Here is a 23,356-nt window from a genome sequence, read left to right on the forward strand (position 1 = left end):
GATAAAAGAGGTTTAATTTATGGCGTTTGTAGACTACTATAAAGTGCTTGGCATTGATAAAACTGCTTCGGCGGATGATATCAAAAAAGCATACCGAAAATTAGCACGTAAATATCATCCGGATGTCAATCCCAATGACAACGAGGCGAAGCAACGTTTTCAGGAAATCAATGAAGCAAATGAAGTGCTGTCTGATCCTGAGAAGCGCAAAAAATACGATCAGTACGGCGAACATTGGCAGCATGGCGAAGAATACGAAAAAGCGCAGCAGCAATATCGTAATGCCCAATCTTCTGGCGGCAATCCATTTGGCTCCGGTGGCAATCCCTTTGGCGGAAGTGGCTCGTACGAATATACAGGCAACTTCGATGATGGCCAATTTTCCGATTTCTTTGAACAGATGTTTGGCAGCCGGCGTGGCGGCGGCAGGCAGAGCACGTTCAGGGGTCAGGATTTTAATGCCGAATTGACGCTGTCCCAGCAACAAGCCTATACTACCCATCAGCAGACCTTTAGTATAAATGGTAAAAGCATCCGTATAACTATTCATGCAGGTGTGGAAGATGGCCAGAAGATCAAATTAAAAGGCTACGGGGCCGAGGGAATCAATGGAGGCCCAAAAGGAGACCTTTACATCACGATGAACATTACGCCAGACCCAAACTTCAGACGCCAGGGCAATGATCTCTATACTTCTCTGGATGTGGATCTGTATACCGCAATACTAGGGGGCGAGGCTACATTGGATACCTATGGAGGCAAAATCAAACTGAAAATAAAACCCGAAAGCCAAAACGGTTCCAGAATGCGACTCAGAGGAAAAGGATTTCCCGTATATCGCAAAGAAGGCGAGTTCGGCGATCTCTACGTGACATTGAATATCAAAATGCCGGGCAATTTATCAGATCAAGAGAGGGCATTATTTCAACAATTAAAGGATTTAAAACATTAGTCTATGGAAACGACTCTGATAAAAGTCATCGACTTCTGTCAATCCAGGAAAGTGGAAACCACTTTCCTGCAGACAATGGAAGAATATGGACTTATCCATATCATCATGCAGCAGGAAGAACAATACATTGACGAAGAAGAGCTCAAAAAACTTGAGCGTTTTTCAAATTTATATTACGAATTGGAAGTAAACCCTCAGGGAATTCAGGTTGCCAGTCACCTGCTGGAGAAAATAGAGCAGCTGCAAAACGAAGTTTTGCAGCTTAAGAATAAATTAAAAACCCTGGATTACTAGATCCAGGGCTACTTCGCCGACTTTTGGCATCGCCACTAAAATACGATATCCCGTTCCGTATTCACCTTGGCCTGCCAGACCACCCTATCGTCCAGGGTGGTATATAATATTTCATAATCCCCTTTGCAGACGACAAATGACCCACTAAAATCCTTGGGATTCATGAGCCGGTAAACCACCAGCGTTCTCTTTCCGCTGACATTGCCGTAAGCTTTCATCAGCATATAGTCTTCCCGATTGATTTTTTTATCCGGAATCTTATAATCCAAATGCGACCGGCTCCCGTCATCCGGACACAGTATTTCCGTCCGGCTAGGGCTAAACACATAGCGGTTGCGATACATCGCAACATTAGACATCACGATATCTTTTGCCCAATTCAGGTCATTGAAATCTGCCGGAAGCAGAAAAATCAGGCTGACCATCTTTTCCTGCCAGAGCCTATCATTAAAAGGAATCACAAAATGCAATACCTTTCGGTCATTTGACGTAGACACCGAATAAAAATAACGTCCCTCCTTATTTTCCTCCCGCTGGAGAACGCTCAGATCCAACAGGTGATTCTTCCGTCCTTTGACATTTGGGTAATTGTTTACCACCGCCAATAGATCATAGTCATATTTACCTTGGAGATGTGCCGTAAATAGCACACTATAGGCTGTATCAGAATAATGTAATTGTTTGAGCAGTTTGCTAAACCTACCCCCTACCTTTGACACGTTCAATGGACTTCTGTTCTGGTTCCAGTTATTCTCCTGAAGGATATCATCCCCCAGAAATACCGTCAGCCCCTTATCGATATTGACAAAATACTCGTCCCCTTCGATCACGTAGCCCTGTGGAACGACGCGGTAAGATTTGCAGGACGATAATACAGATAAAAATACCGCGACATATAATATAAAACACCTTACAATCTTCGACATCTAAATTTTGTTTAAAAGTTATTCGTACGCCCCTTGCCCACTTTTACCCTTTTATTCCCATCATTTATCTTTTTCCTGTACCAAGTTTAACCTGATAGGTAAAGTGTATGCGACACGTACTTTTCTGCCGTTCTGCATTCCCGGTCTCCATTTGCTGGCGCTACGTATCAACCTTAATGCGGCCTTGCCCGTGCCATATCCTAGATCTTTCCCCACTTTAACATGAGACAAGCTACCGTCCTTTTCCACGATAAAGGAGATTTCAATGATACCTTTCACACCTCTTTCCAAAGCAGCTTTGGGATAATCATAATTGTTGGAGATCCATATCATAAACTCTTTCATCCCGCCTATAGGTTCTGGGATTACCTCCAACTGAGTAAAAATTATAGGATCAGCAGCTATGGTATCATGCTGTGCTGGCTTGTCAACGGGGCCTCTCTTAGCTATTTTATCCTTGAGCGAACTCTTTACATTATCTAACGCTCCATCAAGCTTCCGCGCTATGGAACCTGCAGCCGCCTCCGTCCCTTCAAAACCTGCAGTCGCCTGTGTAACTACCGGTACCTCGACCTGGTTAATGGAGCTCTCTACATCGCTCACGAGGCCCTTGGCCCTGCTTGTATTTAAAATAAGCGTCGAACCGGCAATGACCAGCACCATCGGTAGAATAGCGATATATAACAATTTATGCTTTCCCGCTGATCTATTCTTAAATAACATCATGATTCGTTTCTTTAAAAATGATTGATTTGAAAACTCATGCCTGAGTGGCAGCTGATTTGTCCGCAACGCATGAGCCACTAACAGTTCAGCATAAGCAACCTTGTCTGACGAACAGATTTCGTCAGCGATACATTCATGCTGAAACTTTAACTCCTTTTGAAAAAAATATAAAATCGGATTAAACCAGTTGAAAATTTTCAACAGCTCCAACAGAAGCAAATCGTAAGAATGGCCCTGTTCCACATGAACCAGCTCATGCCTTTCGATACTCTTATGATGCGCTAGAGCATGGCCAATGATGATTCTGTTGAAAAATGAAAAACTATGATATCCCTGGCCATCGCACAATTCCCGCAGTACACAAACGATACGTATAAGCAACCACACACAGCTCATCCCCACGCCCATCCAATAAACATAAGTCAGTATCTCCAGCAGATAAACAGGCTGAGTCTTCGATCCATTGATAGCATTGTGCAGATAACCGCCCAAATCCACCATGGGAATCCTATATTCCACCATTTCGCTATCCGGAAGTTCAATAAAAATGCCGATAGGTGCCAACAGCGAAAAAAATAGCATCCCGATCAGATACATCCGGTTCCACTGGAAAAACGTCAGTTTTCGAAAAATCAGCCAATAGAGCATAAAGCTGATGGTCAATGATACATTGACAATCAATAAGTAAATCATAATCAAAAGTTTATAAAAGGGGATTGCTGTTAACTTTTATTGCGCTGAATAATGGATAAGATATCATCCAGTTCCTTCATATCCAGCTTATTCTCTTCCAAAAAATACGATAACATACGTTTTGGCGAATTATCAAAGTAATTGTTCAGCAGCTTGCCCGTAATTCCTTTTTTATATTCCTCTTTTGAAATCTTTGGCAAATACTGGTGGCTTTTGCCAAAAGACTCGTGCGCCACAAAACCCTTGGTTTCGAGAATGCGCACTATCGTTGACACTGTATTGTAAGCTGGTTTAGGCTCGGGCAATCGTTCAATGATATCTTTGACAAATCCCCGCCCCATCTCCCAGAGCTCATGCATAATCTGTTCTTCCGCTTTGGTCAGCTCTTTAAATTCTTCCATAACTCTTTAATAAATACAGTACTGTTGTAATCGATTACAATACAATTGTAAAACTAAAAATTTAGTTTTACAACTATTATTTTAGTTCAAAACACAATACCCTGATTTATTGTCATTTAATTTACAACTAACGCCTTCTATAGCACCATTAGTCATCAAATTTTTTCCTCCGGGAGGCTTTCAGCTGGGATTGCTGTTTCTTGCGGTCCAGTCTCTTTAAAACACTGGAATAGGGAATTTTAGTCTTTTTTCGTGCCTTTTCGGTAACGAGCGCACCTTTCAGTAGCCGCACAAAGCGTTCGACGGCTATTTCCTTATTTCGCTGCTGCGAACGGTCTGTATCAGACTCCAGCTGCAAGATCCCCTCTTTAGTGATGCGGTTCGAAAGTTTCATCATGATCAAAGTCTTCTCTTCCTCCGAAAAGCTAGCAGACTGCCTCACGTTCCATTGCAGCAGCACTTTAGACGAAACCTTGTTGACATGCTGTCCCCCAGCTCCTCCTGATCTCGAAAACTTAAACGTCAGTTCACTTATTATTCCTTCTATATTCATCTTTTCTTAAATTCCGCTTCCATTTCTGTCATTTTTCTCAGCAAAAAACTCAGTTTTTCCACCTGTTCACGTTGCACTTCAATCAGTTCCTGCTCTTTTCTGATGATCAAATGATCGATCTTTTCATGTAGTTCCCGTATCTCAAGTTCGGCTTTGAGGTTGACCATATAATCATTTCGTGCACGTTCCCGGTCTTTATCTTCCTGTCTATTCTGGCTCATCATGATCACCGGCGCCTGTAGAGCAGCCACACAAGATAAAATCAAATTGAGCAAAATAAATGGATAGGGATCAAACCCCTTATTATTTAGCCAATAAATGTTCAAACCGATCCAGACCAGCAAAAATACAACGAAAGAAATAATAAAAGTCCAGCTCCCTCCAAATTCAGCGACTTTGTCTGCAACACGTTCACCTAAAGAAACGGATTCGGGTTTTTCCCGATCAAGACGAGCACTGATCATTTTATTATTTCTAAAGCTCTGTATAACCTGTTGGTCCAGCAAACTCAGCTGCCCGGACTCATCCTTCAGAAATTCAGTGATATAGGCTTCTTTGAACTCGTTGAGCTCGGAGATCGCCATGTACTTGTCCTTGCCGAAAGCCGGATGCTCTTTTTTGATCAGTTTAAAAAGAGGCTGCCTAATGGATGCCCCGGACAAGCGCTGTTCCAAAGGGAACTGCTGTCCAGAAATATCGCTGATGAAATAATCCATATACCACTTAAATGTCTACTTAAAGATAATGCTTTTTAAGTACGCAAAAAATTCACAAAACTATGGCAATTGCTTTTTGTTATTTTAAGCATAAATAACCGAAATTAGCGGCACGAAAAACTAGATATTTCAAAACCGCCAAAGGCATGATATTCTCCTTTCGGCAACACAGTATTGAATAATAACAGGGCATGCCACCCAGACCCATTGAAAGATAATGGATCAGGCATTAAAAACTAAATAGATGAAAATAGGAATTGTTTGTTATCCCACCTTCGGTGGCAGCGGCGTTGTAGCAACCGAATTAGGGAAAGCGCTAGCAGCCAGCGGACATGAGATCCATTTTATAACCTACCGGCAGCCCGCGCGCCTGGATTTCTTTTCCGAAAACCTTTATTACCACGAAGTCGCCGTCTCCCAATATCCGCTTTTTGACTTTTTGCCTTATGAGTCAGCGCTCGCCAGCAAATTGGTCGACGTCGTACGTTTCGAGAAGCTCGATCTGATCCACGTACATTACGCTATCCCCCATGCTTCCGCAGCATTCATGGCAAAACAGATATTGTTAACCACCTACGGGATAAACATTCCCGTTGTGACGACACTGCATGGTACAGATATTACCTTGGTCGGTAAAGACAAAAGCTTTAGTCCTGTGGTTACATTTTCCATCAACCAGTCGGATGGCGTGACGGCCGTTTCGCAAAATCTCAAGGATCAGACACTCCAATATTTTGATATCTCCCGTGATATCAAAGTGATCCCCAACTTCATCGATCTCGACCGATTTAGCAACAAAGACCGATCGCATTTCAAAAAAGCGATCGCTCCGGGCAATGAACGCATATTGGTACATACATCCAACTTTAGGAAAGTAAAGAATACAGAGGATGTCATCCGGATCTTTAAAAAGGTCAACGAAGTCATACCATCCAAGCTGCTGATGGTGGGCGATGGTCCCGAACGTAGAAACGCAGAAGAGCTGTCCAGAGAGCTTGATGTTTGCACAGATGTACGTTTTCTGGGCAAGCAGGATGCCGTAGAAGAAATATTATCTGTCTCAGACCTCTTCCTGATGCCCTCCAGTTCGGAAAGTTTTGGGCTGGCCGCGCTGGAAGCGATGGCCTGCCAAGTGCCCGTGGTCTCGTCCAACACCGGTGGACTGCCCGAATTGAATGAAAATGGCGTAACTGGATTTCTCAGCGATGTGGGAGATGTCAATGATATGGCCAAAAATGCAATCTACATCCTGGAAGATCATGAGCGGCTGGAAAAATTCAAGGAAGCAGCACTAAATCATGCTAAAAAATTCCAGCTGTCCAATATTATGCCACTATACGAGCACTATTATCAGGAGGTCATCAACCAGACAACAAAAGCACAATAAATATCACTTTAGGGCGTAAGGGATAAAAAAAATATTTTATCTTTGACCTTTGGAAAATTTCCAAAAAAACAATTATGAAATACAAACGTATCTTATTAAAACTTAGCGGTGAATCCTTAATGGGTGACCAAAGCTATGGTATCGATATTAACCGTGTATCACAATACGCTAATGATATCAAAGAAATTCACGATCAGGGTTTAGAAATTGCAATTGTTATCGGTGGAGGTAATATTTACCGCGGTTTAAGTGCAGAGAAATCAGGTATGGACCGTGTTCAGGCTGACTATATGGGCATGCTTGCCACTGTAATCAATAGCATGGCACTGCAGGATGCCCTTGAAAAAGTCGGAAAAAAGACACGTTTGCTAACAGCAATTAAAATGGAACAGATCTGCGAACCATTTATTCGTAGACGGGCGGTACGTCACCTCGAAAAAGGCCGTATTGTTATTTTCGGTGCCGGTACTGGAAACCCGTATTTCACGACCGATACAGCCGCTTCGTTGCGCGCCATCGAAATCAACGCCGATGCGGTATTGAAAGGTACACGCGTAGACGGCATCTATACTGCAGATCCTGAAAAAGACCCTAATGCGACAAAATTCGAAGAAATATCATTCACGGAGGTCTATGAGAAAGGACTAAATGTCATGGATATGACAGCCTTTACATTGTGCCAGGAGAACAATTTACCAATCATCGTATTTGACATGAACAAGCCGGGCAACTTGCTGAAACTTGCCAATGGAGAACATATCGGAACTGTTGTAAAATAAATTAAATCTGTAAAAAACGTAATCTTATATGAACGAACTAATTTCAATTGAATTGGACGATTGTAAAGACAAGATGTCCAAAGCAGTTGCTTACACCGAATCAGAATTAACAAAAATTCGTGCCGGTAAAGCTTCACCGTCTATGCTAGATGGTATTTCAGTCGATTATTATGGTAGCGCCACCCCACTTTCTCAAGTGGCCAACATCAATACAACTGATGCAAGGACAATTGTCATCCAGCCTTGGGAAAAATCGCTCATCAACGCAATTGAAAAAGCTATTACAGACGCCAACTTGGGACTCAACCCGCAAAACGACGGTATTGTCATCCGTTTGAACGTCCCCCCTCTTACCGAAGAAAGAAGACGCGAACTCGTGAAAAAAGTAAAAGAAGAGACTGAAAGAGGCCGTGTAGCTATTCGTAACATCCGTAAGGAGACCAACGAATCCGTTAAAAAATTGAAAAATGACGGTGCTTCGGAAGACGAAATCAAATCTGCAGAGGGAGAAGTACAAAAATTGACCGATGCATTTATCGTAAAGGTCGACAAATTGGCTGAACTGAAAGAAAAAGATATCATGACGGTGTAAACAGCCCGTGCATAAGCAATACAAAAGGTCTGATGTGTTCAGGCCTTTTTTTATTCATTAAACTTACCCCGCCCTGCCTTTCGGAAAATATTCGGATAGGTTTTATTGTTTTTTTACAAAATAATTGTACATTGTACACTAACAATAATCAGTTATATGATGAACAATTCTCGCCGTCATTTTTTAAAGCAAGCTGGAATAGGTCTTTCAGCAGCTTATCTGATGCCCAACTTTATCGCTTGTCAAAATAAAGCTGCAGCTGTCAGTGACAATCCATTGCAAAATATCGGGGTACAATTGTATTCGATCCGCGATCTAATGGATAAGGATCCTAAAGGGTCTCTGGAGCAAATAGCCAAGATTGGTTACAAACATGTTGAACTCTATGGCATTGACCCCACGGCCAAGCAATTCTGGAAGCTGCCGTACAAAGAGCTGAAAAAGATTCTGGATGATAACGGGCTGAAAACCTATTCCGGGCACTACGATATGTCCAAATATTTAAGCAGAACACATACCGACAAGGAAGATCTGTCGATCTATTTTGATGCAGCAAAAGAGCTTGGACAAGAGTATGTGATAGCACCTGTAACGCCGATGTTTGATCTCAATGCGCTTAAAAAAGATGATTATCTTTACGCGGCCGAACAGCTCAATAAGGCGGGCGAACAGGCCAAAAAGCTCGGATTAAAGGTAGCTTATCACAATCACTTCTGGGAGTTCAGGGATCTGGGCAACAACACCATGGGCGAAGAGGTCATGATCGCTTTTACCGAGCCCGAACTGGTTGATTTTGAACTCGATCTCTTTTGGGCCGAAAAAGCGGGGAAAAACCCCATATCACTCTTCGAAAAGTTTCCAAACCGGTTTAAACTCTGGCACGTCAAAGACATGGACAAAACCAAATCAAATCCCATCGAATGGCCGAAAGATGGTAACCTACCGGTCGAACAGATTTTCAAAGACATCAGATATACGGAGGTTGGAACCGGAAGTATCAGCTTCCCTGAGATTGTCCAGGAAAAGGCTAAAGCTGGACTAAAATATGCTTTTGTTGAACAGGACGACATTTATATGCCCAATAAAATGGAAAGTCTTAAAAAAAGCTATGATTATGTTCAGGCCAATCTTACGAAATAAAACGGGGAGCTTTGAGCTCCCCGTTTTATTTCGTAGATAAGTTTAGAACTGCGTATCTTCAACTTCTACCGCCGTTTCGATGACCTTACGGGCCAATTCTTCTTTAAAAGCGATAATATTTTTGCTTATTTCCGCATCATGCGTTGCCAATATCTGTGCAGCCAATATGCCTGCATTTTTAGCTGCGTTTAAAGCTACGGTCGCCACCGGAATGCCATTGGGCATCTGGAGAATCGACAGGACAGAATCCCAGCCGTCGATTGAATTAGAGGACTTTACAGGAACTCCTATAACTGGCAAATGCGTAATCGACGCCACCATCCCTGGTAAATGGGCAGCACCACCGGCGCCAGCAATAATTACCTTCAGCCCGCGGGACGCTGCATTCTGCGCATAATCAAACATGCGTTGCGGTGTACGGTGGGCAGAGACAATCGTCACTTCGAATGTTACCCCAAGAACTTTCAGGACATCGATAGCATCCTGCATCACCGGAAGATCAGATTTACTTCCCATGATAATGCCTACCTGGGCCTTATTATTGATTGACATAGTTTTAATTAAGCTTTAACTTTTAATATTTCCTGTACTTTTCTCGCATTCGAAATGGCCTTCTCGCGATCATCATTAATAATGCAAACATGCCCCATCTTACGGAACGGCTTCGTATACTTCTTGCCATAGAGATGGATATAGACTCCCTCAATCGCCAGCGCTTCCTCCACACCATCATATTTAGCAAGGCCCTCATACCCTTCTTCACCCAGAAGGTTGATCATCACCGCATTGGTCCGGCATCTGGTATCCCCCAATGGCAGATTGAATATCGCTCTCAGATGCTGTCCAAATTGAGAAACATAATTTCCTTCAATCGTCTGGTGCCCGCTGTTATGTGGCCGCGGTGCCAGCTCGTTGACCAGGATATCGCCATTTTTTGTTAAAAACATCTCAACGGCCAATAAGCCCACAATCTGCAGATCCTCAGCGATCTTTTTCGCAATCGCTTCCGCCCGTTGCTGTACATCAACACCATACAGCGAGGGAGCGATCAGAAACTCCACCAGATTTGCCTGAGGATTGAACTCCATTTCCACCATCGGAAATGTAGACACATCACCTCGGTCATTGCGGGCGACAATAACGGCAATCTCTTTTTCGAAATCCACCCACTCTTCAATCAGACTAGGCTCTTCGAACGCGTTCTGAATATCCGCCTCGGTGACGATCTTCTTGACACCTTTGCCATCGTAACCATCCTTACGCAGCTTTTGGATATACGGTAGACGCAATGAAGTATTGACAAGGTTATCACGATTTGATATCAGCTGAAATGCCGAGGTCGGAATATCATTCTGTTTGAAAAATTGTTTCTGCAATCCCTTATCCTGAATCAACCGAATGATACGGGACTGAGGATACACCACCACACCTTCCTCCTCCAGTTTTTCCAGCGCATCGACATTCACCTTTTCAATCTCAATAGTGATCATATCCAGATCTTTACCGAAATTGTAGACGGTCTCAAAATCCCCCAATGAACCACATTCAAATTTGTTGCACAGTTTGCGGCAGGGCGCATTCTTATCGGGGTCCAGCACATGAACGTTTACATTGTAATTAATGGCTTCCTGAATCAGCATCCTGCCCAGCTGTCCGCCGCCTAGAATACCTAATTGCAGTTCACCATAAAAATCTTTTGCCATAATTGATTCTAAAATCTTCTATTATTGTTTTTCTACGCTTGTTGATTGAACAGCTGTTCCCCCAACAAACTCTCCTTATCTATCTTTTTCTGCAGTTCAATAAATGCGCCGATCAGCGCTTCCGGCCGTGGTGGACATCCCTGTACATACACATCCACCGGAATAACCTTGTCGACGCCCTTGACGACATGATAACCATGTTGCCAGTACGGTCCCCCACAGTTGGAACAGGACCCCATGGAGATCACATATTTTGGATCAGGCATCTGTTCGTACAGCTTCTTGATGCGGTCTGCCATTTTGAAGGTTACTGTCCCAGCAATGATGATGACATCTGACTGCCGTGGCGATGGCCGTGGAAAAACTCCCATTCGGTCCAGATCATAAGTCGACGCCATTGCTCCCATCATTTCTATCGCACAACAGGCAATACCAAAACTCATGGGCCACATCGAAGAAAGTCGTGCCCAGTTAAGTAGATCATCCAGCTTAGCTACAACGACACCGTTATTTTGTAATTGACTATCTAAACTCATGCTTACTCCGGTTTCTTAAATCTTGGTTTAAAAGCAGCCTTTGGACGGGCAATCATTTCTTCTCCCACTGACGTATTCAATTCAGCATCCGCCTGCGCAAGATCCTTTACCGCATATTCCATCTTATTTAAAGCATCATAGGCACTTTGAGGAATACCAACGCGGACTTTGGGTAAGGATACCTGTGGCTTTACCCACTCCAGATCTCCTTTTTTCCAGACAAACACTAGTCCGAGAACCAAAATCCCAATAAACATGGCCATTTCAACCAACGTAAACCACCCCCAGCGTCCATCTGCAGCGATATAATCTGACTGACCAAATACAGTTGCCCACGGAAAAATAAAAATAAGCTCCACATCAAAGAGCAGAAAAACAAGCGCAATGACATAAAATCTCGGGTTAAACTGTACCCAGGACGATCCAATGGGTTCTTCACCGCATTCATAAGTACCGGATTTGATGGGATTATTTTTTTTTGGAGAGATTAGGCGTGCTAGAAAAATGGTCGCACAGACTAACAGCGCCCCTACCAATAGAATGATAAGGATTTTGCCGTATTCCGATAATTGCGCGGGGTCATCCATAATGAATACAAATTTAACAATTATTTCCTTTACTCGAGTGAGGAACTTGAAATTACGAAATATTTATCAGAAAAATAGGGCATTATATCATGATACAATGCCCTACTGAAATGGTAGTTTTGTTGCTTTTACATGTTTTACATGCGTCCGGGCATTTTAGGCATATTGCGCATTAGCTTAGCCGCCATCGCCGGATTTGACATCTGTTTCATCACTTTGCGCATATCACCAAATTGCTTCAGCAACTTGTTTACCTCATTGATATCTGTACCCGATCCTTTGGCAATCCGCATACGACGCTTTTGATCGATGACATCCGGATTCTCGCGTTCAAAAGGTGTCATGGAATCAATAATGGCTTCAATAGGCTTAAATGCATTGTCGTCCACCTCAATATCCTTCATCGCTTTGCCCACTCCAGGGATCATACCCATCAGATCCTTCATGTTACCCATCTTTTTGATCTGCTGTATCTGAGATTTAAAATCGTTAAAATCAAATTTATTTTTGCGGATCTTCTTCTGAAGTTCAGCTGCTTGTTTTTCGTCAAATTGCTGCTGCGCGCGTTCTACCAAGGATACAACGTCACCCATCCCCAAAATACGGGATGCCATACGGTCAGGGTGAAATACATCCAGCGCATCCATTTTCTCGCCTGTACCGATAAACTTTATCGGCTTATTGACGACAGATTTAATGGATAAAGCCGCACCACCACGAGTATCACCGTCCAGCTTAGTCAAGACTACCCCGGTAAAATCCAGACGGTCATTGAACGTCTTGGCAGTATTGACAGCATCCTGACCGGTCATGGAGTCGACAACAAACAGAATCTCATCTGGCTTTGTCGCTTCTTTGACAGCAGTAATTTCCACCATCAATGGTTCATCAACCGCCAAACGACCTGCCGTATCGATAATGACAATATTATTGCCATTTCGTTTCGCTTCCTCTACACCAGCTTTAGCAATAGCAATCGGATCAGTGGATTCCCTATTCACATATACTGGGACACCAACCTGTTCAGCTAAAACTTCCAGCTGATCGATCGCAGCAGGACGATATACGTCGCCAGCAACCAGCAAGGGCTTTTTATTTTTCTTATCTTTCAGGTACAATGCCAATTTACCAGAAAACGTAGTCTTACCTGCACCGTTCAATCCTGCAATCAGAATAACGGTCGGATTTTTTCCGGTTTCCAGCTCTGTAACAGATCCCCCCATCAGTTCTGTCAGCTCATCATTCATGATTTTTGTCAGCAATTGCCCGGGAGAAATACTGGTCAATACATTTTGACCTAAAGCTTTCTGTTTTACATCATCCGTAAAAGTTTTGGCAGTTTTATAATTCACGTCGGCATCCAACAATGCTTTGCGAATTTCTTTCATCGTTTCAGCAACGTTGATCTCGGTAATACTACCCTGTCCTTTTAATACCTTAAAGGCCCTATCTAGCTTATCTTGAAGATTTGAAAACATAAAATCTTAGTCTTATTCTATATAAACAGCAAAGTTAAAAAAATTGTCTGTAGTAACCTCATTAACACCCTATAAAAAATGCGACTATTCAAAATAATCGCATTTTTTCACACCTTATAAGTGAATGTCCCCAACACTTAGTCACTTCTGCGGCCACCAAACAAAATAGAAGCATAGTACAACAGGGTTACCAATGCACTTAGCGCAGCGACCACATAAGTCATTGCAGCCCATTTTAAAGCGTCTTTGGCACCTTCATGTTCCTCACCATTGTATGTAACGCCGGCATGATTCAACCAGGCCAAAGCGCGATTGGATGCATCAAATTCCACCGGTAGGGTGATAAATGAAAATATGGTTGTAATGGCCAGCGCACCGACTCCCACCGCGAGTAACCAGGGATTGCCCCCAAAAGCAAACAGCATCACACCGATCATCAACACCCATGAAGTCAGCTTAGATGCAACGTTGACCATGGGTACCATCGCCGAACGAAAACCCAGCCATTTGTAAGCTTTTGCATGTTGCACTGCGTGCCCGCATTCGTGGGCTGCTACTGCTGCCGCAGCTACACTACGCCCGCTATACACCTCCGGACTAAGGTTCACCGTTTTGTCTGAAGGATTATAATGATCGCCAAGACGGTCTGGAATAGACAACACCTGCACATCATATATACCATTATCATGAAGCATCTTTTGTGCTATTTCAGCACCCGACATACCGTTGGATAACGGCATCTCAGAATACTTTTTAAATTTGTTTCTAAATCTTGTTTGGACGATCAGGCTCACTACCATGATTCCAATAAATAAAATCCAGTACATAGTTTCTAATTATATTTTTTTATATCAAGTACACCTTTATACATCAAAGTACGTTCCACGACGTACATTCCTGACAATTTAGCTCTTCCGACCTGCACTCGGCGCAAAAAAGCGGTCAAAACCACCCCTCGGCGCATGCTGAGATGACATTTTAACATTATAAATTTACGGAATATGGCGATCTTATACTAGCTTTTATACAGAATATTGATACTTCATATGGAAGAACCCGGTGTCAACAGTAGAAATATGGCTTAGGAAACTGCGGCTGGTCAGCAGCAAACACCAGAGGTGTGTAGAAGGAAAGTGCATGATATGCACCTTCCTTATGGTATTCTTAATAACCCATCTGCAGAGTAAGATCGGTTCCCTCGATCATTTTTCGCAGGTTGCTCAGCGCATAGCGCATCCTGCCCAGAGCCGTATTGATACTCACCTCGGTGATTTCGGCTATATCCTTGAAGCTCATGTCACAGAAATGACGCATGATTAGAACTTCCTTCTGGTCATCCGGCAGCTTCTGGATCATCTTCTTCAGATCCACATCCACCTGTTGTTTCAGCATCTTTGACTCGGTGCTCTCATCGCTGAATTCAAGTACCTCAAAGATATCAAAGCCGTCCGCATTAACAATACTGGGGGCGCGCTTTGCTTTCCTGAAGAAGTCAACAATCATGTTATGAGCAATACGTATAGCCCATGGCAGAAATTTCCCTTCTTCATTATATTTACCGGATTTTAATGTGTTGATGATTTTGATGAAAGTCTCCTGGAAAATATCTTCAGCAAGATATTCGTCTTTCACTTTCATATATATAGAGGTATAAATTTTCGATTTATAACGATTCAACAATGCCTCAAGGCCGGACTCATGGCCATCGACATACATTTGGATCAATTCTTGATCACTCTTACTTTTCAAAAGTCTCATACGTCACTTACTTTTTTAGCAGTTCGCAAATAAAATTATCAGTTCTGTTTTAAAATGTAAATGTTTGTCGTATAGTTATCCTTTCTTATTGTAAAACAATCAATTAATGTTATTCCAAATTACCGTAAAATTATTGAGTAATCAAATTTTTACATTTTATTTTAAGATTTTTTAACATTTACAGTCCATTCTTCCACCGATCATCAACCCCCAGATAACCACAGCTGATGATGACTATTCTCGCGATTCATCTTGTGCCCCCTCCTGCCCGTTTACTTTATCGATAAATCTAGTACTGTTTTCTCCCGTTCCAGTACATATACTTATCAACACCTTACACGATAAGGTCCCAGCAGGCAAAAAAAAAGCGGAGTCTCCTGTTCGGCGACTCCGCTGCTATGTATCTGATATAATAAATATTTATTTATATAACGGAAACTGCGCCATCATCGCTTTTACCTTACCATGGATTTTATCCAATGCAGCGTCATCCGAAGCATTTTTCAGTGCTTCATCAATCAGCTCACCGATCTGAACAATTTCATTTTCTTTGATACCGCGTGTTGTAATCGCAGCCGTACCAAAACGAACACCTGAGGTCACGAACGGTGAACGTGTATCGAAAGGTACCATATTCTTGTTGGTGGTGATACCCGCTTTACCCAACACCGCTTCTGCTTCTTTACCTGAAATATCTTTGTTCCGCAAATCGACTAGCATCAGGTGATTGTCAGTACCACCAGAGATAATTTTATAATCTCTGTCTACGAAAAACTTCGCTAAAGCCGCGGCATTTTTCTTCACCTGAACAATATACTCCATATAGTCGTCCGATAGCGCTTCGCCATAAGCAATAGCTTTTGCAGCGATGGTATGCTCCAGAGGTCCGCCCTGAGTACCTGGGAAAACCGCTAAATCCAGCAATTGGGTCATTGTGCGGATTTCACCTTTTGGTGTTTTGATGCCCCATGGGTTTTCGAAGTCCTTACCGACCATGATCATACCACCACGTGGACCGCGCAACGTTTTGTGCGTGGTGGTCGTGACGATGTGACAATGCGGAAGCGGATCGTTCAATAAGCCACGCGCGATCAAACCCGCAGGGTGAGAAATATCTGCCATTAAGATCGCACCGACCTCATCGGCAACTTTACGGATGCGCGCATAGTCCCAGTCACGCGAATAAGCCGAAGCACCACAAATGATCATTTTCGGTTTTTCACGAAGGGCAGTTTCTTCCAGCTGCTCGTAATCGATCAAACCTGTATCTTCTTTTACACCATAAAATAATGGCTGGTAGATCTTCCCGGAAAGATTTGCGGGAGAACCATGTGTCAGGTGACCTCCATGAGATAGATCAAGGCCCAGGATTTTATCGCCCGGTTTGATAGTCGCCAAAAATACAGCAGCATTCGCCTGAGCGCCAGAGTGAGGCTGCACGTTTACCCATTCAGCGCCGAAAAGCTGTTTTGCACGGTCGATCGCAATACTCTCAATCTCATCCACAACTTCACAGCCACCATAATAGCGCTTTCCTGGCAGGCCTTCTGCATATTTATTTGTCAACACTGAACCAGCAGCTTCCATCACTTGCTTTGACACAAAGTTTTCAGAAGCAATTAATTCAATACCCTCCTCTTGGCGTTTCAGCTCATCAGCTATCAAATTAAAAATGGCTTGATCTCTTTCCATTGTTTTTAAATGTTGTAAAGTAAATTTTGTATTTTATTTTAATGCCTCAAAGATAGCATATTCCATAAAGAATATCGACAAAAACCCATATTTTATTAAATGTTCTCAATGAAAACCCCCATATTGATGCGAATCGGCTAATCAGCTGTATATCTCCCGGAAAATATAGCAACAGCTTCATGAACAGGGTTAGAACGAATGTTTTGAAAATGTCAAAAAATTCTTATACAACCAATTGCCATAAAAAATATGTATTTTTGTTATGAATTGGCTAAAACAATGATCAAGATGAGTACAGAACAGACAGCAATTGCTCCGATCTCCTTAACGCCGGGCGCAATCAAGGAACTCCATAAATTAAAGGATCAACAAGAAATTTCTGATGATTTTGGCCTACGTGTGGGCGTAGAAGGCGGTGGTTGCTCCGGCATGAATTATGTTCTTGGCTTTGACCAGAAAAAAGACGGAGACAACGAGTATGAGATCGAAGGTATTCGAATCTTCATGAATAAAGCTCATGGCTTATATTTAGCGGGCATGGAAATTGATTTCAGATCAGGACTCGACGCGAGAGGATTTACATTTAACAACCCCAACGCGACAAGTACCTGCGGCTGTGGAAGCAGCTTTTCTGCCTAAATAAGACGTATACCGTTTCAACAAATAAGAGGCCGCACTTAGCGGTCTTTTTTTTTGCAAACATTAGCTGTTTTGATCCTTCACATAATTCATAGCCTTCATTCGAAAAATGATCTTCACTGCCATTTAATGATATTAGCGCAACAAAGGCCTCTTTCTTTTTCCATCATAAATCACTAAATTAGCGACCTTTAGAAAAGAAGCATACAAGAGTCTGATGTACAAAGAATATAAGCAGTTAAATTTGCCAGAAATCGGCAAAGAGATTTTGACCCGTTGGGAACAGGAAAAAATATTCGAAAAAAGTATCCATAATCGCCCCGAAAGCAAATCCTATACATTTTATGAAGGCCCGCCTTCTGCAAATGGAATGCCGGGCATCCACCACGTGATGGCGCGTACCATCAAAGATATTTTCTGTCGTTACAAAACATTGAAAGGCTACCAGGTAAAACGCAAGGGAGGTTGGGATACCCATGGTCTACCGATTGAGCTGGCTGTGGAAAAGGCTCTCGGCATTACCAAGGAAGATATCGGCAAAAAGATTACAGTAGAAGAATATAACAGTGCCTGCCGCAAGGAAGTCATGAAATATACAGATGTATGGAATGACCTGACCACAAAAATGGGTTACTGGGTCGATCTTGAGCATCCGTATATCACTTATAAAAATGAGTATATCGAAACCTTGTGGTATCTGCTAAAAGAACTGTATAAAAAAGGGCTTTTGTACAAGGGCTATACTATTCAGCCGTATTCGCCTGCTGCCGGCACCGGCTTAAGTTCTCATGAACTTAACCAACCGGGTACTTACAAAGACGTCAAAGACACGACGATCGTTGCGGAATTTAGACTGATCAAGTCGCAGCTCCATCCAGCGATCGGAAAGTTGGTCGATGATGAAGACGAGGATGTCGCATTCATCGCCTGGACAACCACCCCATGGACCCTGCCTTCTAATACGGCACTGGTCGTAGGCAAGAAAATAAACTACGTAAAAGTCAGGACCTTCAATAAGTATACCGGAGCACCTGTATCCGTGATATTGGCAAAGGATCTTATCAGCAAACATTTTAAAGCCGAAGGCGAAAATGCGTCCTTCCAGGACTATAAACTGGGCGACAAAATCATCCCCTGGGAAGTAGCCGCTGAGTTTGTTGGTGAAGAACTAGTCGGTTTGCGTTACGAACAATTGCTGCCATACATTACCAATGAAGATCTGCAAAAAAATGCGTTCCGTGTCATTCCGGGGGATTTTGTGACCACCGAAGACGGAACAGGTATCGTTCACGCGGCACCTACTTATGGTGCTGATGACTTTAGAGTAGCCAAAGAACATGGTGTACCGGGGATTTTGGTGAAAGACGAAAATGGTAAAGATGTCCCAACCGTAGACCGTACCGGCCGTTTTGTGAAGGAAATTACCGACTTTGCAGGACGCTTTGTCAAAGAAGAATATTACAGTGCAGAAGAGCGCGCAAAGGAGGATTTTAAACCCACCGATGTCCTTATTTCGATCAAGCTGAAGGAAGACAACAAGGCTTTTGATGTGAAGAAATATGAACACACATACCCACATTGCTGGCGTACCGACAAGCCTGTACTTTATTATCCGTTAGATAGCTGGTTTATCCGTACGACCGCCGTAAAAGAAGATCTGGTGGCATTAAATAAAACGATCAACTGGAAGCCTGAAGCTACAGGGACCGGCCGTTTTGGCAATTGGCTGGAAAACCTGGTGGACTGGAACCTCTCCCGCTCGCGTTATTGGGGGACTCCGTTGCCGATCTGGCGTTCGGAAGACGAAAATGAAGAAATCTGTGTCGGTTCACTGCCCGAGCTTAGATCGCTATTAGAAGCTTCCCTGACTTCGGATGTGTTATCGGAGGAAGAGAAAGCAAAAAATAAAGCATATCTGGATAAGTTCGATACCGAACATCTGGATCTGCACCGCCCTTATGTTGACGATATTATTCTGGTTTCGGATGCTGGCCAAAAATTATTCCGCGAACCGGATCTAATTGACGTTTGGTTTGATTCAGGCGCAATGCCGTATGCGCAATGGGGTCTGGATCACGAGAAACTGGCCAAAGGCGAGGAGTTTCCTTTTAAAGCAGGATTTGACCACGCTTATCCAGCAGATTTTATCGCTGAGGGAGTTGACCAGACACGTGGTTGGTTTTTTACCCTCCACGCGATATCGACCATGATGTACAAATCGGTTTCTTTCAAAAACGTTGTTTCCAATGGTCTGGTGCTCGACAAGAATGGCAACAAAATGTCCAAACGTCTGGGGAATGGCGTAGATCCATTTGCAACGATCGATCAGTATAGTGCGGATGCAACGCGCTGGTATATGATCAGCAATGCTGCACCATGGGATAATTTGAAGTTCAACATGGAAGGCCTGGACGAAGTGCGCCGTAAGTTTTTCGGTACCTTATATAATACATATGCATTTTTCGCACTCTATGCCAACATCGATAAATTCGCTTACACCGAACCAGATATTGCCTTAGAGAATCGTCCCGAGATCGACCGCTGGATTATCTCCTTATTAAATTCACTAACCAAAGAGGTGGATGAATACCTCGCGGACTACGAGCCTACCAAAGCTGCCAGGGCGATCCAGAATTTTGTTGACGAACATCTAAGCAACTGGTATGTTCGTCTCTGCCGCCGTCGTTTCTGGAAAGGCGAATATAGCGAAGATAAAATCTCTGCATACCAGACGCTTTATACCTGTCTTGATACCATCGCGAAGTTGATGTCACCGATATCACCATTCTTTTCTGACAGGCTATTTTTGGATCTAAATGCAGCGACAGGCAAAGAGCAGGTCGAATCTGTTCACCTATCCAACTTCCCAGTATACAACGAAGCTTTAGTAGACAAGGATCTCGAAGAACGCATGGCGCTGGCCCAGGACATTTCGTCCCTGACATTGTCTTTACGGAAGAAAACATCAATCAATGTACGTCAGCCGTTAAACAAAATTCTTGTTCCGGTCCTCGACAGTGCCTTTCAGGAGAAAGTTGAAAAAGTAAAAGATTTGATACTTTCTGAAACAAATATTAAAGATATCGAGTTTATTTCCGACACCACAGGTATCATTAAGAAAAAAATAAAACCGAATTTTAAAGCTCTTGGCGCGAAAGTTGGTAAGGATATGAAGTTAGTCTCTTCATCTATCCAATCGTTGACGGCAGATCAAATAAGCACATTGGAATCAACTGGCGAGTTAGCTTTAGCGGACACGCCGTATACGATCTTATTGAGCGATGTAGAAATCATAGCAGAAGATGTGGAAGGATGGCAGGTAGCAAACTTGGGTAAGTTGACCGTAGCATTAGATATTCATATCACCGAAGAATTGAAGAAAGAAGGTTTATCGCGTGAGCTGATCAACCGCCTGCAAAATCTGAGGAAAGAAAAAGGGTTTGAAGTCACAGATAGAATTCATGTAAAGTTAACAATGGTGCCCGAAGTGACAGATGCAGCCAACGAAAATTTATCGTATATTTGCACCGAAATTCTAGCCGATACATTGGTATTTGAAGATTCACTAACTGAAGGAGAGACCATCGAAATCGATGGCAAAGAACTTAAGGCATTAATCCAAAAAAATTAAATTATGGCAAACAACAACGAGAAAACACGCTATAGCGATTCAGAATTACAAGAATTTAAAGAGATTATCTTGGACAAGCTTAGAATAGCAAAAGAAGAGCTTTCCTCGTTGACCGCAACGCTCAACAACAGCAATGCGAATGGCACAGACGATACCGCAGGTACTTACAAAACGTTGGAAGACGGGTCCGCAACCTTGGAAAAAGAACAGACCAATCAGCTGGCTGCACGTCAGAAGAAGTTTATTGACAACCTTGAGGCGGCATTGGTACGCATCGAGAACAAGACTTATGGTATCTGCAGAGAAACAGGAAAACTGATTCAAAAAGAGCGTTTAAAAGCTGTTCCACACACAACGTTGAGCATCGAAGCGAAAAACAAACAATATTAATTTGATAAAAATCATATGGTCTTTGCTTAGGCAAAGACCATTTTTATAACACAATGAAGGGTTATACGAAACCAGTCGCACTGATTGTCGCGATTCTTTTAATCGACCAGCTGTCAAAAATATGGGTCAAACTCTCAATGACAATTGGGCAGAGCCATCATATTCTGGGCAAATTCTTCCAGATCCATTTCATTGAGAACAATGGGATGGCCTATGGAATGGAATTTGGAGGTGACTATGGAAAACTTTTTCTAACCGTATTCCGGATATTAGCCGTAGCCGGTATCGGATATGGACTGCACTATATGATCAAGAATAAGTATAACCGCGGCTTTATCTTAAATGTCGCGCTCATTCTTGCTGGCGCTTTGGGCAACATTATCGATTCGGCTTTCTATGGGGTCATTTTTAGTGAAAGTACCTGGTACGATAAAGCCACCTTGTTCCCAGCCGGAGGTGGTTATTCCTCCTTTCTTCATGGAAAGGTTGTGGATATGCTTTACTTTCCACTAATTGAAGGTACCTTCCCGACATGGGTTCCTTTCTGGGGCGGCGAAGAGTTTCTGTTCTTTAGGCCAGTGTTTAACGTGGCAGATTCCGCTATATCGGTAGGCGTAGTGCTGATCCTTTTGTTCCAAAAGCGGTATTTCAAAACAGAAAAAGAAGAGAAACCAAGTATTCATAGTGAAATCGTCGAAGATTAACGATTACGATCTTATAAAAGCCTTGTTAATCTCAAGGCTTTTCTTTTTTCTTACGTAATGTAGTACACAGGCTCGGTCGCAGGCGTACAAGTGCAAGTCTATCTACTAAATATCAAATCAAAAAAATGAAAAACATAAGTATGTTCCTAAGCATCTGCTGCTTTATCCTATTCAAGTCGGTGCATGCACAGCAGATTGAAATCCCGAATTTAAAAAAGCATATTTATTACCTGGCCGATGATAAGATGAAAGGCAGGGGTACAGGTAGCAAAGAGGTATTTAAAGCAGCAGATTATATTGAAAAGGAATTTAAGAAATATAAATTGCAGCCAAGAGGAGAAAAAGGTTACCGCCAGTCTTTCAAAGCGAAGGTTTGGAAGGTGAAAGTCGCGGACAGCATCCGCAATGCCGATAATATTATTGGCTATCTTGACAATGGAGCCGAGCTGACAATTGTTGTAGGTGCGCATTATGACCATTTGGGCATGGGTGGTCAAGGCAGTTCGAAAGATTCTCTAGGTGTAGGAAAAATACATAACGGCGCTGATGATAACGCTTCAGGTACAGCAGGTTTGCTAGAACTAGCCCGTTATTTTAGCAGCAATAATGTAAAGGAACCTTATAATCTATTGTTTATCGCATTCGGGGCTGAAGAACTGGGTTTGGTCGGGTCTAAATACTTTACCGAACACCCTACCCTTCCGCTGGAAAAAATCACAGCAATGCTCAATATGGATATGATCGGGCGGTACAATCCCGCCAATGGCCTTGCTGTCATCGGCTATGGCACGAGCAGCCAATGGCCGACCATATTCAATGATATTCAGGCGCCGATTAAATTCAATCTAAGCAAAGATGGTAATGGTGGTTCGGACCAAACTTCTTTTTACAAAAAGAATATCCCGGTTTTATTTTTCCACACCGGAGGCCACCCCGACTATCATATGCCGACGGATGACGCGGAAAAGATTGATTATGAAGCATTAAAGGCCATTCTCGATCTGGAAAAGGATGTGATTAACAATATCATGAAACAATCCGCCAAAATGGATTTTATCTGGACCAACTAAAGCAACTTG

The 23,356-nt window shown here is 42.8% G+C and carries 24 protein-coding genes; 11 read left to right on the forward strand and 13 right to left on the reverse strand.

What is annotated here, in order from left to right; all coding sequences use genetic code 11:
• Window positions 1–19 precede the first annotated feature (19 nt).
• Together FGL37_RS03345 and FGL37_RS03350 are read left to right on the forward strand one after the other, a co-directional pair.
• Window positions 20–952 carry a DnaJ C-terminal domain-containing protein gene (locus tag FGL37_RS03345; RefSeq protein ID WP_028072624.1) on the forward strand — a complete coding sequence of 311 codons (933 nt, stop codon included), beginning with the start codon at window positions 20–22 and terminating at the stop codon, window positions 950–952.
• A gap of 3 nt (window positions 953–955) precedes the next feature.
• Window positions 956–1,246, forward strand: a complete 291-nt coding sequence (locus FGL37_RS03350) for a chaperone modulator CbpM (RefSeq protein ID WP_028072623.1) — start codon at window positions 956–958, stop codon at window positions 1,244–1,246.
• Between the two features lie 35 nt (window positions 1,247–1,281).
• Here the strand turns inward: FGL37_RS03350 and FGL37_RS03355 are convergent, their stop codons facing one another.
• The 5 genes from FGL37_RS03355 to FGL37_RS03375 form a co-directional block, all read right to left on the reverse strand.
• Complete coding sequence (locus tag FGL37_RS03355; protein WP_028072622.1) at window positions 1,282–2,172, reverse strand: hypothetical protein; 891 nt, start codon at window positions 2,170–2,172, stop codon at window positions 1,282–1,284.
• Between the two features lie 60 nt (window positions 2,173–2,232).
• Window positions 2,233–3,591 (reverse strand): M56 family metallopeptidase, encoded by a 1,359-nt coding sequence (locus tag FGL37_RS03360; RefSeq protein WP_051607394.1) that lies wholly within the window; start codon window positions 3,589–3,591, stop codon window positions 2,233–2,235.
• 29 nt (window positions 3,592–3,620) lie between these two features.
• The gene (locus FGL37_RS03365) at window positions 3,621–3,992 is read right to left on the reverse strand and encodes a BlaI/MecI/CopY family transcriptional regulator (protein WP_028072621.1); all 372 of its coding nucleotides are present in this window, start codon (window positions 3,990–3,992) and stop codon (window positions 3,621–3,623) included.
• Window positions 3,993–4,140: 148 nt separating this feature from the next.
• Complete coding sequence (gene arfB / locus FGL37_RS03370) at window positions 4,141–4,545, reverse strand: alternative ribosome rescue aminoacyl-tRNA hydrolase ArfB (RefSeq protein ID WP_028072620.1); 405 nt, start codon at window positions 4,543–4,545, stop codon at window positions 4,141–4,143.
• Window positions 4,542–5,261 (reverse strand): DUF1003 domain-containing protein, encoded by a 720-nt coding sequence (locus FGL37_RS03375; RefSeq protein WP_028072619.1) that lies wholly within the window; start codon window positions 5,259–5,261, stop codon window positions 4,542–4,544. Before FGL37_RS03375 ends, arfB begins: the two co-directional genes overlap by 4 nt.
• 244 nt (window positions 5,262–5,505) lie before the next feature.
• On the opposite strand from FGL37_RS03375, the gene bshA reads away from it, so the two are divergent.
• From bshA to FGL37_RS03395, 4 genes are all read left to right on the forward strand, one after another.
• Window positions 5,506–6,648 carry an N-acetyl-alpha-D-glucosaminyl L-malate synthase BshA gene (gene bshA, locus FGL37_RS03380; protein WP_028072618.1) on the forward strand — a complete coding sequence of 381 codons (1,143 nt, stop codon included), beginning with the start codon at window positions 5,506–5,508 and terminating at the stop codon, window positions 6,646–6,648.
• Between the two features lie 74 nt (window positions 6,649–6,722).
• Window positions 6,723–7,427 carry a UMP kinase gene (pyrH, locus tag FGL37_RS03385; protein ID WP_028072617.1) on the forward strand — a complete coding sequence of 235 codons (705 nt, stop codon included), beginning with the start codon at window positions 6,723–6,725 and terminating at the stop codon, window positions 7,425–7,427.
• Between the two features lie 28 nt (window positions 7,428–7,455).
• Window positions 7,456–8,019, forward strand: a complete 564-nt coding sequence (frr, locus tag FGL37_RS03390) for a ribosome recycling factor (RefSeq protein ID WP_028072616.1) — start codon at window positions 7,456–7,458, stop codon at window positions 8,017–8,019.
• A gap of 156 nt (window positions 8,020–8,175) precedes the next feature.
• Window positions 8,176–9,159, forward strand: coding sequence for a sugar phosphate isomerase/epimerase family protein (locus tag FGL37_RS03395; RefSeq protein WP_232048624.1), 984 nt, complete (start codon window positions 8,176–8,178; stop codon window positions 9,157–9,159).
• 42 nt (window positions 9,160–9,201) lie between these two features.
• Here the strand turns inward: FGL37_RS03395 and purE are convergent, their stop codons facing one another.
• From purE to glyA, 8 genes are all read right to left on the reverse strand, one after another.
• A complete protein-coding gene (gene purE / locus FGL37_RS03400) occupies window positions 9,202–9,711 on the reverse strand; it encodes a 5-(carboxyamino)imidazole ribonucleotide mutase (RefSeq protein WP_028072614.1) in 510 nt (169 codons plus the stop codon).
• An 8-nt stretch (window positions 9,712–9,719) separates the two neighbouring features.
• Complete coding sequence (locus FGL37_RS03405; RefSeq protein WP_028072613.1) at window positions 9,720–10,862, reverse strand: 5-(carboxyamino)imidazole ribonucleotide synthase; 1,143 nt, start codon at window positions 10,860–10,862, stop codon at window positions 9,720–9,722.
• Between the two features lie 32 nt (window positions 10,863–10,894).
• Window positions 10,895–11,398 (reverse strand): NADH-quinone oxidoreductase subunit B, encoded by a 504-nt coding sequence (locus FGL37_RS03410; protein ID WP_028072612.1) that lies wholly within the window; start codon window positions 11,396–11,398, stop codon window positions 10,895–10,897.
• A 2-nt stretch (window positions 11,399–11,400) separates the two neighbouring features.
• Window positions 11,401–11,985 carry an NADH-quinone oxidoreductase subunit A gene (locus tag FGL37_RS03415; RefSeq protein ID WP_028072611.1) on the reverse strand — a complete coding sequence of 195 codons (585 nt, stop codon included), beginning with the start codon at window positions 11,983–11,985 and terminating at the stop codon, window positions 11,401–11,403.
• 137 nt (window positions 11,986–12,122) lie between these two features.
• On the reverse strand, window positions 12,123–13,463 hold the full coding sequence (ffh, locus tag FGL37_RS03420; protein ID WP_028072610.1) for a signal recognition particle protein: 1,341 nt from the start codon (window positions 13,461–13,463) through the stop codon (window positions 12,123–12,125).
• 137 nt (window positions 13,464–13,600) lie between these two features.
• The gene (locus FGL37_RS03425) at window positions 13,601–14,290 is read right to left on the reverse strand and encodes a zinc metallopeptidase (protein WP_028072609.1); all 690 of its coding nucleotides are present in this window, start codon (window positions 14,288–14,290) and stop codon (window positions 13,601–13,603) included.
• Window positions 14,291–14,627: 337 nt separating this feature from the next.
• On the reverse strand, window positions 14,628–15,221 hold the full coding sequence (locus FGL37_RS03430; protein WP_028072608.1) for an RNA polymerase sigma factor: 594 nt from the start codon (window positions 15,219–15,221) through the stop codon (window positions 14,628–14,630).
• Between the two features lie 420 nt (window positions 15,222–15,641).
• On the reverse strand, window positions 15,642–16,913 hold the full coding sequence (glyA, locus tag FGL37_RS03435) for a serine hydroxymethyltransferase (RefSeq protein ID WP_028072607.1): 1,272 nt from the start codon (window positions 16,911–16,913) through the stop codon (window positions 15,642–15,644).
• Between the two features lie 288 nt (window positions 16,914–17,201).
• On the opposite strand from glyA, the gene FGL37_RS03440 reads away from it, so the two are divergent.
• The 5 genes from FGL37_RS03440 (at window position 17,202) to FGL37_RS03460 (ending at window position 23,347) form a co-directional block, all read left to right on the forward strand.
• On the forward strand, window positions 17,202–17,552 hold the full coding sequence (locus tag FGL37_RS03440) for a HesB/IscA family protein (RefSeq protein ID WP_028072606.1): 351 nt from the start codon (window positions 17,202–17,204) through the stop codon (window positions 17,550–17,552).
• 217 nt (window positions 17,553–17,769) lie between these two features.
• Entirely contained in the window at window positions 17,770–21,183 is a 3,414-nt protein-coding gene (gene ileS / locus FGL37_RS03445) for an isoleucine--tRNA ligase (protein ID WP_028072605.1), read from the forward strand.
• Window positions 21,184–21,186: 3 nt separating this feature from the next.
• Window positions 21,187–21,573, forward strand: coding sequence for a TraR/DksA family transcriptional regulator (locus FGL37_RS03450; RefSeq protein WP_028072604.1), 387 nt, complete (start codon window positions 21,187–21,189; stop codon window positions 21,571–21,573).
• A gap of 53 nt (window positions 21,574–21,626) precedes the next feature.
• The gene (locus tag FGL37_RS03455) at window positions 21,627–22,277 is read left to right on the forward strand and encodes a lipoprotein signal peptidase (RefSeq protein ID WP_028072603.1); all 651 of its coding nucleotides are present in this window, start codon (window positions 21,627–21,629) and stop codon (window positions 22,275–22,277) included.
• A 125-nt stretch (window positions 22,278–22,402) separates the two neighbouring features.
• Window positions 22,403–23,347 carry a M20/M25/M40 family metallo-hydrolase gene (locus FGL37_RS03460; protein WP_028072602.1) on the forward strand — a complete coding sequence of 315 codons (945 nt, stop codon included), beginning with the start codon at window positions 22,403–22,405 and terminating at the stop codon, window positions 23,345–23,347.
• The last annotated feature ends 9 nt before the right edge of the window (window positions 23,348–23,356 follow it).

The sequence above is a fragment of the Sphingobacterium thalpophilum genome, assembly GCF_901482695.1.
Lineage (GTDB): Bacteria > Bacteroidota > Bacteroidia > Sphingobacteriales > Sphingobacteriaceae > Sphingobacterium > Sphingobacterium thalpophilum.

Coding starts and splice junctions, on each gene's coding strand:
- FGL37_RS03345 (WP_028072624.1), top strand. CDS start 20: ATGGCGTTTGTAGACTACTATAAAGTGCTTGGCATTGATAAAACTGCT.
- FGL37_RS03350 (WP_028072623.1), top strand. CDS start 956: ATGGAAACGACTCTGATAAAAGTCATCGACTTCTGTCAATCCAGGAAA.
- FGL37_RS03355 (WP_028072622.1), bottom strand. CDS start 2,172: ATGTCGAAGATTGTAAGGTGTTTTATATTATATGTCGCGGTATTTTTA.
- FGL37_RS03360 (WP_051607394.1), bottom strand. CDS start 3,591: ATGATTTACTTATTGATTGTCAATGTATCATTGACCATCAGCTTTATG.
- FGL37_RS03365 (WP_028072621.1), bottom strand. CDS start 3,992: ATGGAAGAATTTAAAGAGCTGACCAAAGCGGAAGAACAGATTATGCAT.
- arfB (WP_028072620.1), bottom strand. CDS start 4,545: ATGAATATAGAAGGAATAATAAGTGAACTGACGTTTAAGTTTTCGAGA.
- FGL37_RS03375 (WP_028072619.1), bottom strand. CDS start 5,261: ATGGATTATTTCATCAGCGATATTTCTGGACAGCAGTTCCCTTTGGAA.
- bshA (WP_028072618.1), top strand. CDS start 5,506: ATGAAAATAGGAATTGTTTGTTATCCCACCTTCGGTGGCAGCGGCGTT.
- pyrH (WP_028072617.1), top strand. CDS start 6,723: ATGAAATACAAACGTATCTTATTAAAACTTAGCGGTGAATCCTTAATG.
- frr (WP_028072616.1), top strand. CDS start 7,456: ATGAACGAACTAATTTCAATTGAATTGGACGATTGTAAAGACAAGATG.
- FGL37_RS03395 (WP_232048624.1), top strand. CDS start 8,176: ATGATGAACAATTCTCGCCGTCATTTTTTAAAGCAAGCTGGAATAGGT.
- purE (WP_028072614.1), bottom strand. CDS start 9,711: ATGTCAATCAATAATAAGGCCCAGGTAGGCATTATCATGGGAAGTAAA.
- FGL37_RS03405 (WP_028072613.1), bottom strand. CDS start 10,862: ATGGCAAAAGATTTTTATGGTGAACTGCAATTAGGTATTCTAGGCGGC.
- FGL37_RS03410 (WP_028072612.1), bottom strand. CDS start 11,398: ATGAGTTTAGATAGTCAATTACAAAATAACGGTGTCGTTGTAGCTAAG.
- FGL37_RS03415 (WP_028072611.1), bottom strand. CDS start 11,985: ATGGATGACCCCGCGCAATTATCGGAATACGGCAAAATCCTTATCATT.
- ffh (WP_028072610.1), bottom strand. CDS start 13,463: ATGTTTTCAAATCTTCAAGATAAGCTAGATAGGGCCTTTAAGGTATTA.
- FGL37_RS03425 (WP_028072609.1), bottom strand. CDS start 14,290: ATGTACTGGATTTTATTTATTGGAATCATGGTAGTGAGCCTGATCGTC.
- FGL37_RS03430 (WP_028072608.1), bottom strand. CDS start 15,221: ATGAGACTTTTGAAAAGTAAGAGTGATCAAGAATTGATCCAAATGTAT.
- glyA (WP_028072607.1), bottom strand. CDS start 16,913: ATGGAAAGAGATCAAGCCATTTTTAATTTGATAGCTGATGAGCTGAAA.
- FGL37_RS03440 (WP_028072606.1), top strand. CDS start 17,202: ATGAGTACAGAACAGACAGCAATTGCTCCGATCTCCTTAACGCCGGGC.
- ileS (WP_028072605.1), top strand. CDS start 17,770: ATGTACAAAGAATATAAGCAGTTAAATTTGCCAGAAATCGGCAAAGAG.
- FGL37_RS03450 (WP_028072604.1), top strand. CDS start 21,187: ATGGCAAACAACAACGAGAAAACACGCTATAGCGATTCAGAATTACAA.
- FGL37_RS03455 (WP_028072603.1), top strand. CDS start 21,627: ATGAAGGGTTATACGAAACCAGTCGCACTGATTGTCGCGATTCTTTTA.
- FGL37_RS03460 (WP_028072602.1), top strand. CDS start 22,403: ATGAAAAACATAAGTATGTTCCTAAGCATCTGCTGCTTTATCCTATTC.